Annotated in this window: 1 protein-coding gene; it reads right to left on the bottom strand. The window is 73.6% G+C overall.

The features are described from left to right. Nucleotides 1-98 precede the first annotated feature (98 nt). A complete protein-coding gene (locus ACI2L3_RS31605) occupies nucleotides 99-12,590 on the bottom strand; it encodes an SDR family NAD(P)-dependent oxidoreductase (RefSeq protein WP_404755822.1) in 12,492 nt (4,163 codons plus the stop codon). Between the last annotated feature and the right edge of the window lie 52 nt (nucleotides 12,591-12,642).

Below are 12,642 nucleotides of genomic sequence, written 5' to 3'. Positions count from 1 at the left end.
ACTCTTCAGCACTCGGCATCGAACGTCACTTCTCCATCAGCGAAGGGCACGCAGGCACGGGGACGAGGGGGGGGAGACAGGGGGTTGAGGACGGGGGGTCACAGCTCTCGGTCGATGAACGCGAACATCTCGTCGTCGGACACGTCGTCCAGCGCGTCCAGGTCCGCCACCTCCGCCGGGGGCCCTGCGGCGGCTCCGTTCAGCTTCGACAGCAGGGTGTTGAGGCGCCTGGTGACCCGGCCGCGCGCGTCGTCGTCGAGGGCGAGGGCGTCCAGGGAGGACTCGATCCTGCCGAGTTCGTTGAGGACGGGGTCCGCGGCGTCCTTGAGGGGCGGCGGCGCGCCGTCCGGCGACAGGCGCTCCAGGAGGTGCTCGACGAGCGTGGCGGACTCGGGGTAGTCGAAGACGAGTGCCGCGGGCAGCTTCAGGCCGGTGGCGGCCGCCAGCCGGTTGCGCAGTTCCACGGCGGTCAGGGAGTCGAAGCCGAGCTCCTTGAACGACGTGTCCGGGCGGACGGCGTCGTGGTCGCTGTGTCCGAGGACGCCGGCGACGTTGCCGCGGACGAGGTCGAGCAGCAGGCGGCGTCGTTCGGCGTGCGGAAGTCCGGCGAGCCGGTCGGCGAGACCGTCCGCAGGGGCGGTGGTGCCCGCGGCCGCGGTGCGCCGGTTGGCGCGGGCACCCGGGGACGTACCGGCGGCGAGGGCGCGCAGGAGGGCGGGCCGGGAGGCGGGCGGCTGCGCGGCGACAGTGCGCGCGTCGAGGTCGACCGCGACCACGTACGGGCTGCCGTGGGCGCGGGCGGCGTCGAGCAGGGCGAGGCCGCCTTCGGTGGTCAGCGGGGTGAACCCGGTGCGCTTCATGCGTGCCAGGTCCGTCTCGCCGAGGTGCCCGGTCATGCCGCTCGCCGTCTGCCACAGGCCCCAGCCGATCGAGAGGCCCGCAAGGCCTTCGGCGCGCCGGCGCCTGACGAGGGCGTCGCAATAGGCGTTGGCCGCCGCGTAGTTGGCCTGCCCCGGACTGCCGAGCGTCGCCGCCGCCGAGGAGAACACCACGAAGAGGCCGAGGCGCATCTCCCGTGTCGCCTCGTGCAGCAGCCGTGCGGCCGTCGCCTTCGCCGCCCACACCCGCGCGAGGCTTTCCGGGGTCTGCGCGGTGACCACGGCGTCGTCCAGCACGCCGGCCGCGTGGATCACCCCGGTCAACGGGTGCGCCGGATCCGTCTTGCCGACGAGCTCCGCCACGGCGTCCGGATCACTGACGTCGGCAGCGGCGAAGGTGACTTCAGCACCCAACTCGCTCAGCGTGTGCGCCAGTTCATCGCATCCGGGGGCCTCGGAGCCGCGTCGCCCGGCCAGCAGCAGGTGTCGTACCCCCCACTCCCTGACCAGGTGTTCGGCCACCGCGGCGGCGAGGACCCCGGTTCCGCCGGTGATGAGCACCGTCCCGTCCGGGTCGAGGGCGGACGGGATCTCAAGGACCAGCTTGCCGGTGTGCTTCGCCTGGCTCATGAACCGGAACGCCTCACGCGCCCGGCCCAGCGGCCACACCTTGACGGGCAGCGGAGCCAGGACACCGGAAGCGAACAACTCTCCCATATCCGCCAGCATTTCCCCGATCCGGTCGGGTCCCGCGTGCGGTACGAGGTCGAAGGCCCGGTACCACGCGCCCGCATGGTCGGCCGCGACCTGGCCGGGGTCGCGCTTGTCGGTCTTGCCCATGTCCACCATGCGCCCGCCCTCGGCGAGCAGACGCAGCGAGGCGTCGGTGAACTCCCCCGCCAGACTGTTGAGTACGACGTCCATGCCGCGCCCGCCCGTCGCCTCCCGCAGGGTTTCCTCGAAGTCGAGGTCGCGGGAGGAGGCGCGGTGGGCCGCGTCGATGCCCATGCCGTCGAGCACCCCGTGCTTCGCGGGGCTCGCGGTGGCGTACACCTCGGCGCCCAGATGCCGGGCGATCTGGGTGGCGGCCATGCCCACCCCGCCGGTTCCGGCGTGGATGAGCAGCGACTCGCCCGCCCGGAGGCGGCCCAGGTCCACCAGGCCGTACCAGGCCGTCAGGAACACCACGGGCACCGCCGCGGCCTCCTGGAGGCTCCAACCCTCCGGCACCGGGACGACCATCCGGGCGTCCGCGACCGCCAGCGGGGCGAAAGCACCCTCGAACAGCCCCATCACACGGTCACCGACCGACAGATGAGTGACGCCGGGCCCGACCTCCGTCACATGTCCGGCGCCCTCGCTCCCCGCGAACGTGCCCTTGTCCGGATACATGCCCAACGCGATCAGCACGTCCCGGAAGTTCATGCCCGCCGCCCGCACGGAGACCCGCACCTGCCCCGGCTCCAACGGCGCGAGCGCCTCGGGCGCGCCGATCACCGACAGGTTCTCCAGAGTGGCCGTGCCCGAGGTGCCGAGGCGCCAGACGGACGTACCGACCGGGGGGACGAGCTCTTCGGGGGCACCTGCGGGCACCAGACGAGGCACGCGCAACTTGCGGGCGTGGTAGATGAGTTGGTTTTCCTCAAGCTTCTCGACGGCGTGGCGCAGGGCGGCCTGCGGCAGTTCCCCGCCGTCCGGGTGGAGGTCCGTGTCGACGTCGAGCAGGACGAAGCGGCCCGGGTGCTCCGACTGGGCACTGCGGACGAGACCCCAGGCGGCGGCCGCGGCCGGGTCCACGGCGTCATCGTCATCGCCGTCCGTGGCCACCGCCCCACGCGTCACCACGAGGAGACGGGACTCGGCCAACTCCGGTACGGAAAGGAACTCCTGCACCAACGACAGCACACGCTCAGCGACCGACAACCCGTCACCCGCAGAGGCCTCGATGGGCGCCAACACCGCCCACGGCGCCTCGCCGGCCACCGCGGACGCCACGTCGGCCGGTCCGGCGCCATCCGCGAGGACGACCCACTCGCCGCCTTCCATGGCGTCGGTGTCCGGCACGGGGAGGGGGCTCCACTCCACCGTGTAGAGACCGTCTACACCGTCACGGGCGGCTGCCGCCGCCAGCTGACCGGGATCGGCCGCGCGCAAGGTCAGGGCGTCGACCGTCAGGACGGGCGCGCCGGTACCGTCCGCGATCACGAGTCCGAGGTCGCGCTCGGCCGACTCGCCCCGCGGAGACAGCCGGACACGGACATGGGTCGCCCCGTCCGCGCTCAGCGACACCCCGCTCCACGCGAACGGCAGCCACATCTGCCCGTCCGCGGGCCGGTCGAGCAGCATCAGCGGATGCAGGGCGGCATCCAGCAGCGCCGGGTGGATACCGAAACCGTCATGGGCGCCCGCCTGCTCGGGCAGGACCACCTCGGCCAGCAGCTCCGTCCCGTGCCGCCACAGCGCGCGCAGCCCCTGGAACGCCGGCCCGTACGCGTAGCCGGCCTCCGCGGCCTGCGCGTAGAAGTCCTCCACGTCGACGGTCTCGGCACCGGCCGGAGGCCACTGCCCGCCCAAATCAGCTTCGTTCGCGGGAGTTTCAGGACTGACCACACCAACGGCATGGCACAGCCACTCGGAAGCCCCACCGCCCGCCTGATCCGGACGCGAGTACACGCGTACGTCGCGACGGCCGCTCTCCTCGTCGGCCGCGCCCACGGCCACCTGGACCTGCATCCCACCGGCCTCGGGCAGCACCAGCGGCGCCTGCAACGTCAAGTCGTCCAGGTTCGCGCAACCCGCCTCATCGGCCGCCCGCAGCACCCACTCGACCATCGCCGCACCCGGCACGAGGACCGTCCCGGCCACGACGTGCTCGGCCAGCCAGGAAGGGGCCTTGCGCGAGAGCCGTCCGGTGAGCAAGTACGAGTCGCTCTCCGCCAGTTCAACGCAGGCACCGAGCAACGGATGCCCGGCGGACACCATGCCGAGGTCGGCGGCATCCCCGGTGAGCCCGGTGGGCTCCTCCAGCCAGTAGTGCTGGTGCTGGAAGGCGTAGGTGGGCAGGTCGACGGTACGAGGGGTGGGGTCGGCCGGGAACCAGCGCCGCCAGTCGACCTCGGCACCGGCGCAGAAGGCGTGGGCTGCGGCGCGGGTGAGCTGGACGGCGTCGCCGTGGTCGCGGCGGAGAGTGGGGACGACGGTGGCGGAGACGTCGGCCTGCTCGATGGTCTCTTCCATGCCGAGGCTCAGCACGGGGTGGGCGCTGGCCTCGATGAACAGGCGGTAGCCGTCGGCCAGCAGCGCTTCGATGGTGTCGGCGAAGCGGACGGGCTGGCGGAGGTTCGTGACCCAGTAGTCGGTGTCGAGGGCGGTGGTGTCGGCTAGTCGCTCGGCGGTGACCGTCGAATAGAACGCCACGTCGGTGGTGACGGGCTGGATGCCGGTGAGGCGGTCGGTGAGGAGGTCGTGGAGTTGGTCGATCTGGGGGCCGTGGGAGGCGTAACCCACGTCGATGACCCGGGCGCGCAGACCACGCGCCTCCGCATCCGCCACCACGGCGGCGACATGCTCCGGCGGACCCGAAATCACCGTGGACGACGGCCCGTTGACGGCTGCGACAACCACTCCCGGCCGGTCGCCAATCAGCTCGGCGGCCTGCTCCGGACCGGTGCCCAGAGAGGCCATGTCACCGTGCCCTTGCAACTGCCGGAGCGCGTCACTGCGTACCGCTACGATCCGCGCCGCATCCTCAAGGGACAGGGCCCCCGCGACACACGCGGCAGCCATCTCACCCTGCGAATGCCCGACCACAGCGGCAGGGGTGATCCCGTAATCGGCCCACACGGCAGCGAGCGACACCATCACGGCCCACAGCACGGGCTGCACGACCTCAACCCGGGACAGCTCGCTGCCGTCCCCGCGCAGAACCTCCGTCAGCGACCAGTCCACGTACGCCGACAGTGCCTGCTCACACTCAGCAATCCGTTCCGCGAACACCGGCGACTCATCCAGCAGCTGGGCACCCATGCCCACCCACTGCGACCCCTGCCCCGGGAACACCAACACCGGCCCCGCACCCATGGAAGTCGCCGCGCCAGATATGACGTCCGAGGGGGCCTCCCCCTCGGCCAGCGCCTGCGCACCGGCCATCAGGTCGTCCTGGTCCCGGCCCACGACCACGGCCCGGTGCTCGAACACCGAACGCGTCGTGGCCAGGGACCAGCCGACCTCGGCCGGCAGCGTCTCCGTGTCGCCCGCCACGAACTCGCCAAGGCGCCGGGCCTGTTCACGCAACGCGTCCGGCGTCCGCCCGGAAACCACCCACGGCACCACCCCACCCGGCTCCGCAACCACAGGATCGGGCTTCTCCTCCGACGGCGCCTCCTCCAGGATCAGGTGCGCGTTCGTCCCCGAGATACCGAAGGACGACACTCCGGCGCGCCGGGTGCGTTCGCCGCGCGACCACGGGACCGGTTCGGTCAGGAGGCGTACGCCACCGCCGTCCCACTCCACGTGCGGGGTCGGTTCGTCGGCGTGCAGGGTCGTGGGGAGTTGTTCGTGGCGCAGGGCCATCACCATTTTGATGACGCCCGCGACGCCCGCGGCGGCCTGTGTGTGGCCGATGTTCGACTTCACGGAGCCGAGCCACAGCGGGCGGTCCTCCGGCCGGCCCTGTCCGTACGTGGCCAGCAGGGCCTGCGCCTCGATGGGGTCGCCCAGCGTGGTGCCCGTGCCGTGCGCCTCCACCACGTCGATGTCCTGGGGGCTGTGGCCGGCGCCGGTCAGGGCGGCGCGGATGACGCGTTCTTGGGAGGGGCCGTTCGGGGCGGTCATGCCGTTGCTCGCGCCGTCCTGGTTCACGGCCGAGCCGCGCAGCAGGGCAAGGACCCTGTGTCCCTTGCGGCGCGCGTCGGAGAGACGCTCCAGGACGACGAGTCCGGCGCCCTCGCCCCAGCCGGTGCCGTCCGCGGTGGCGGCGAACGGCTTGCAGCGGCCGTCGGGGGCCAGGCCGCGCTGGCGGGAGAACTCCACGAACGTGTTGGGGGTGGCCATCACGGTCACGCCCCCGGCCAGGGCCAGCTCGCACTCGCCCTGGCGCAGCGCCTGGGACGCCAGGTGCATCGCGACCAGCGAGGAGGAGCACGCGGTGTCCACCGTGATGGCGGGACCCTCCAGGCCGAAGGTGTACGCGACCCTGCCGGAGGCCACGCTCGGCGTGCTGCCGGTCATGATGCGGCCCTCGAAGCCGTCCGGTTTGCGGGCGAGGAAGCGGGAGCCGTAGTCGTCGTACATGATCCCGGTGATGACGCCCACCGGGGTGCCGCGCAGGGTGGCCGGGTCGATGCCGGCGTGCTCGAAGGCCTGCCAGGCGGTTTCGAGGAGCAGCCGCTGCTGCGGGTCGGTGGCGGCGGCCTCGCGCGGGCTGATGCCGAAGAAGCCCGCGTCGAACCGGGCGGCGTCGTAGAGGAAGCCGCCTTCCCGGGTGTAGCTGTGGCCGACCTGGTCGGGGTCGGGATCGAACAGGCCCGCCGTGTCCCAGCCGCGGTCCTCGGGGAACGGTCCGATGGCGTCGGTGCCGGTGGCGACGAGCTGCCACAGCTGCTCGGGGGAGGTCACGCCGCCCGGGTAGCGGCACGCCATGCCGACGATGGCGATGGGGTCGTCGTCGATGGCGGTGGCGGTGCCCGGTCCCGCCGGGGTGGCGGGGGCGGTCGGGGACGTGTGTTCGGCGCCGGACGGGAGGTGGCCGCGGAGATGGCGTACGAGGGCGGTGGGGCTCGGGTGGTCGAAGATCAGGGTGGCGGGCAGCCTGATGCCGGTGGCCGAGGAGAGGCGGTTGCGCAGTTCCAGGGCGGTGAGCGAGTCGAAGCCCAACTCCTGGAAGGCGCGGCCCAGTTCGATGGAGTCGGGTGCGGGGTGGGCCAGGACGGTCGCGATCTGTTCGCGAATGAGTTCGCTCAGGGCCCGGTCCCGGTCGGCGGCGGACATCCGGGCGAGCCGGGCGCTCCACGAGGAGGGCGCGGTCTCTTCGGTGGTGGCCGCGGTGGCCGCCGCGGGCCGGGGGGTGCGCACCAGGCCGCGCAGCGCGGGTTGCAGGGTGCGGGCGGCGGCCTGGTCGCGCAGGACGGCGCGGTCGAAGCGGGTGGCGAGGACCGTGGGGTGCGGGGCGGTCAGGGCCGCGTCGAAGAGGGCGAGGGCCTGGTCGTCGGTGAGGCCGGTCACTCCGGTGCGGTGGATGCGGGCGCGGTCGGTGTCGCCGAGCCGGGCGGCCATGCCACCGGACGCGGACTCCCACAGGCCCCACGCCACGGAGGTGGCGGCGAGGCCGGTCGCGCGGCGGTGTTCGGCGAGGGTGTTGAGGAACGTGTTGGCGGCGGCGTAGTTGGACTGGCCGCCGTTGCCGAGGACGGAGGCGCCGGAGGAGAAGAGGACGAAGGCCGACAGGTCCTTGTCGCGGGTGAGTTCGTGCAGGTGCCAGGCGGCGTCGACCTTGGGCGCGAGGACGGCGTCGAGCCGTTCGGAGGTCATCGCCGTGATGAGGCTGTCGTCGATGACGCCTGCGGTGTGCACGACCGCGGTGAGCGGGTGTGCGGCGGGGATGTCCGCCAGGAGGGCGGCCAGCGCGTCGGGGTCGGTGATGTCGCAGGCAGCGACGCGTACGTCGACGCCCTCGCCCGCGAGGTCTTCGCACAGCTCGGCGACGCCCTCGGCGTCGGCGCCACGGCGGCTGGCGAGCAGCAGGTGGCGGACGCCGTGCGCGGTCGCCAGGTGGCGTGCGACGGCCTGACCGAGGCCTCCGGTACCGCCGGTGATCAGGACGGTGCCTTGGGTGTCCACCTGGGCGTCCACCTGGGCGTCCACTTGGGTGCCCAGTGTGGCGGGGGCGCCCAATGTCGCCAGGGCGTCCATTGTGGCGGAGGCATCGACTGCGTCGAGGGCGCCTGCTGTGGAGCCGGCGTCGAGTGTGGCGCGAACGTCCACTGTGGCGCGGGCGTCCTCCGTGTCGGCCACGTCCGCCGTATCGACGGTGTCCGCCGTGCCGGATGTGTCGGCCATGCCGGCCCTGCCCGCCGTACCGACCGTGCCAGCCGTACCGACCGTGGCTTCCCTGCCTTCGGGGGCGAGGCGGAGTGTGGCGTTGCCGTCCCCGGGCGGGGTGACGGCGAGGCGCGGCACGAGGGTGGTGCCCGCGCGCAGGGCGAGTTGTGTCTCGGCGTGGGTGGCCGCCGCGGCCAGGGCGGCGGGCAGGGCGTGCCGTGACGCGGCGTCCTCGTCGAGGTCCACCAGCAGGACGCGGTCGGGCTGTTCGGCTTGGGCGGCGCGGACCAGGCCCCAGACGGGTGCGGTGGCCAGGTCGGCGGGTTCGTCGTCAGGGCCGGCGGTGACCGCGCCGGTGGTCAGGATGACCAGGCGGGCGGCGGTGAGGCCATCCGCGGCGAACCAAGCGCGCAGCAGTTCCAGGGCGCGCTGGGCATGGGCTCGTACCTGCGCAGGGACGTCGGCGTCTTCGTCTTCCGTGGGTCCCTGCGCGGGGAAGCGCGCGAAGACGGTGTCCGGTACGGGTTCGCCGTGCGCGACGGCGGTTTCCAGGGCCGCCAGGTCGGGGTGGTGCGCGGCAGGGGCGAGGCCCATGCCGTGGGCTCCGAGTACGGCCCAGGAGTGGGCGGCCGGAGCCGTGTCCGGGGCGGACAGCGGAAGTTGCTGCCACTCCACGTGGTGCAGGGGGGTCGTGGTGGCGGGTCGGGCCGCGCGCCAGCGGTCGGCGGGGATGAGCCGCAGCTGGAGGGCGTCGACCGTGGCGACGGGGGCACCCTCGGTGTCGGCCAGTGCCAGCCGCAGCCGATCGTCGCCCTGCGGGCTGAGGCGGGCCCGCAGGCGGGTCGCTCCGGTGGCGTGCTGGCGTATGTCGGTGAAGGAGAACGGCAGCCGTACCGGGGCGGACGTGCCACCGTCACGGTCATCATCGCCCCGGCCCAGGCCCTCGCCCTCTCCCCCACTGCCGCGATACAGCTCGTCGACGGCGTGCAGGGTGGCGTCCAGCAGAGCCGGGTGGAGGGCGAATGCCTCGGCGTCGGCGCACTGTTCGTCGGCGAGGCGGACGTCGGCGTACAGATCGTCGCCGTGCCGCCAGGCGGCGTGGACGGCACGGAAGGCGGGCCCGTAGCTGTAGCCCTGGGCGTCGAGGCGGGCGTACAGCGCGTCGACGTCCAGGGCGGTGGCGTCGGCGGGCGGCCAGGGAGCGGCGTCGGGGGCGGGCGGTTCGGCGGCCGGGCCCGTGCTGAGGATGCCGGTGGCGTGCCGCTGCCAGCCGGGGGAGCCGCTGCTGTCGCCCGTACCGCCCGAGTCACCGCCGTCATCCGCGTCACGCGCGTCGCCGGTGGGGCGGGAGTGGACGGTGAGAGCGCGGCGGCCGGATTCGTCGGGGGCACCGAGGGCGACCTGCACTTCCACTGCATCGCCGCCGCCGCCGACACCGACACCGACGCCGAGGCCCACGCCCATACCCGTGTCGTCGAGCAGTAGCGGCGTCTCCAGCGTCAGGTCGTCGATCACGTCGCAGTCGGCGTGCCGCCCGGCGAGCAGGGCCAGTTCGACGAAGGCCGTGGCGGGGAGCGGTACGCCGCCCGCGATGGCGTGGTCGGCGAGCCACGGGTGCGTACGCAGGGACAGGCGGCCCGCGAGCAGGATGCCGCCGTCGGCCTGCCGGATGACGGCGGACAACAGCGGGTGGCCGGTCCCCTGGAGGCCGGCGGCGCGGGCGGGCGCGGCGGCGTCGGGGGTGACGCGCCAGTAGCGGCGGCGCTGGAACCGGTAGGTGGGGAGCGGCAGTTGGGCGGTATCGGCGGGGAAGAGGGGGGTGAAGTCGGCCGTCTGCCCGTCGGTGTGGAGCGCGGCGACGGCGTTCAGCAGCGTGCGCCCCTCGTCGTGGCCGGCCCGCAGCACTGCCGCGACGACCGGCTCGGCCTCGTCTCCCTCCGCCGGGGCCGGGAGGAGGCCGTCCCGGACCATGGTGGTGAGGACGGGGTCGGGACCCAGCTCCAGGTAGCGCACGACACCCTGGCTGCCGAGCGTGCGCAGCCCGTCGTGGAACCGCACCGGTTGGCGCACGTGCCGTACCCAGTACTCGGGGTCGGCCATCAGCTCCGCTTCGGCGAGGCGGCCGGTGACGTTGGAGACGACGGGGAGCGTCGGCGCGTGGAAGGCGAGCCCGCGGGCCACGGCGCGGAAGTCGTCGAGCATCGGCTCGATGAGCGGTGAGTGGAAGGCGTGGCTGACGTTGAGCCGCTTCGTCTTGAGGCCGCGCCCGCGCAGGGCTTTTTCGATGTCCCCGACGGCGGTGGCCTCGCCGGAGACGACTACGGCGGTGGGGCCGTTGACGGCGGCGAGCGAGAGGCGTTCCTCCTGCCCGGCGAGGAGCGGCAGTACGTCCTCCTCGGCCGCCTGGACGGCGAGCATCGCGCCGCCCGCGGGCAAGGCCTGCATGAGGCGACCGCGAGCGGCGACGAGCGTGCAGGCGTCCGGCAGGGAGAGCACCCCCGCGACGTGCGCGGCCGCGATCTCGCCGACGGAGTGCCCGGTCAGGTGGCTGGGAGTGATCCCGAGTGAGGCGACCTGCCGGTACAGAGCCACTTCCAGGGCGAACAGGGCGGCCTGCGTCATACCGGTCCCGTGCAGGGCGGCTGCCTGAGCGGTGTCGGCGGGGGCGAACAGGACGGACTTCAGGGGCTGTTCGAGCAGAGGGTCCAGCTGAGCGCAGACCTCGTCCAAGGACTCGGCGAAGACACCCAAGGCGCCAGAGGAGTCAGAGGCGGCAGAGGCGTCGTACAACTGCTGCCCCATGCCGGGGCGTTGGCTGCCTTGTCCGGTGAACAGGAAGGCGGTGCCCCCCGTCCTCACGGGACCCGCACCCCGGGTGAGGGCAGGATGCGTACGCCCCGACGCGAGAGCGGCCAGCGCCGCGACGCACTCGTCGTGCCCGTCCCCGAGCACCACCGCGCGGTGCTCGAAGAGGGTACGGCGCAGGAGGGTCCCGCCGATGTCAGCGGCGGAGGCGGCGGAGGCGGCGGAGGCGGCGGATGCGTGGGTGGCGGAGCTGCCCCCCTGCGCGGCGGCAGCGCCGTCCGCAGGTGCGGCGCAGTCCCCCGCGCGGGACGCGACATGGCTCGCCAACGCGTCCGCCTGGGCGCGCAACGCGGCCGGGCTGCGGGCGGAGAGCAGCCACGGGAGCGGCCGCGACGGTCGTTGCCGGCGGGCTTCGCGGGGGTCGGGCGCGCCGAGCTGCGCGACGGGGCGCGGCGCCGGCCCGTCGCCGGCCGCTTCCTCCGCGTCGGCAGCGGGTGCCTCTTCCAGAATGAGGTGGGCGTTGGTGCCGGAGATGCCGAAGGAGGAGATGCCCGCTCTGCGGGTGCGCTCGCCGCGCGGCCAGGCGACGGGGGTGCTGAGCAGGCGCACCGCGCCGGACTCCCAGTCGGCGTGCGGGGTGGGCTCGTCGGCGTACAGCGTGGCGGGCAGCGTCTGGTGGCGCAGCGCCTGGACCATCTTGATGAGTCCCGCCGCACCGGCCGCGCCCTGCGTGTGGCCGATGTTGGACTTGACCGAGCCGAGCCACAGCGGCCGGTTCTCGTGACGTTCCTGGCCGTAGGTGGCGAGGAGCGCGTCGGCCTCGATGGGGTCGCCGAGCCTCGTGCCGGTGCCGTGCGCCTCGACCGCGTCCACCTCGGCCGGCGAGAGCCGTGCCCCGGCGAGGGCGGCGCGGATCACGCGCTGCTGGGCGGGGCCGTTGGGGGCGGTGAGGCCGTTGCTGGCGCCGTCCTGGTTGACGGCCGAGCCGCGGATGACGGCGAGTACCCGGTGGCCGGCGCGGCGGGCGTCGGAGAGGCGTTCCAGTACGAGGAGTCCGGCACCCTCGGAGAACGCCGTACCGTCCGCGGCAGCCGCGAAGGGCTTGCACCGGCCGTCGGCGGCGAGCCCGCGCTGCCGGGAGAACTCGGTGAAGACGTACGGGGTCGTCATGACGGTGACGCCGCCCGCGAGCGCCAGGTCGCACTCGCGCTGCCGCAGCGCGTGAGCCGCCAGGTGCACGGCGACGAGCGACGACGAGCAGGCGGTGTCGATCGTCACCGCGGGCCCTTCGAGGCCGAAGGTGTAGGCGAGCCGGCCCGAGAGGACGCTGGGCGCGCTGCCGGTGACGAGGTGGCCCTCGGCGGCGGGGTCGATGTGCGGGGTGCCGAACCCTGGCAGGGCGGCGCCCGCGTACACGCCGGTACGGCTGCCCTGGAGGGACCGCGGGTCGATGCCCGCGCGCTCCAGTGCCTCCCAGGCGCACTCCAGGAGCAGTCGCTGCTGCGGGTCGAGGACGGCGGCTTCGCGGGGGCTGATGCCGAAGAACTCCGGGTCGAAGAGGTCGGCGTCGTAGAGGAATCCGCCCTCGCGGGCGTAGGTCGTGCCCGGGTGGTCGGGGTCGGGGTGGAAGAGCCGGTCCAGGTCCCAGCCGCGGTTGTCGGGGAAGGCGCCCAGGGCGTTGCCGCCCGCGGAGACCAGCTCCCACAGGTCTTCGGGGGTGCGGATACCGCCGGGGTACCGGCAGGCGACCTCCACGACCGCCACGGGTTCCTGGCCGCGCTCCTCCGCCTCGCGCAGCCGCTGCCGGGTGGCGTGCAGGTCCGCGGAGACACGCTTGAGGTAGTCGACCAGTTTCTCTTCGCTCACCATGTGCGCTTTAGCTCCCCGCCCGTGATCGCGAGGCGTGCGGCCGGCATGCGGC

Source organism: Streptomyces sp. NPDC029674, assembly GCF_044903205.1.
GTDB lineage: Bacteria > Actinomycetota > Actinomycetes > Streptomycetales > Streptomycetaceae > Streptomyces.
Note: the sequence above shows the minus strand (reverse complement) of the source record. Positions and strands in the feature narration are given on the sequence as shown.

Excerpts from the sequence above, each read along its gene's own strand:
- ACI2L3_RS31605 (WP_404755822.1), bottom strand. The coding sequence starts at position 12,590 with ATGGTGAGCGAAGAGAAACTGGTCGACTACCTCAAGCGTGTCTCCGCG.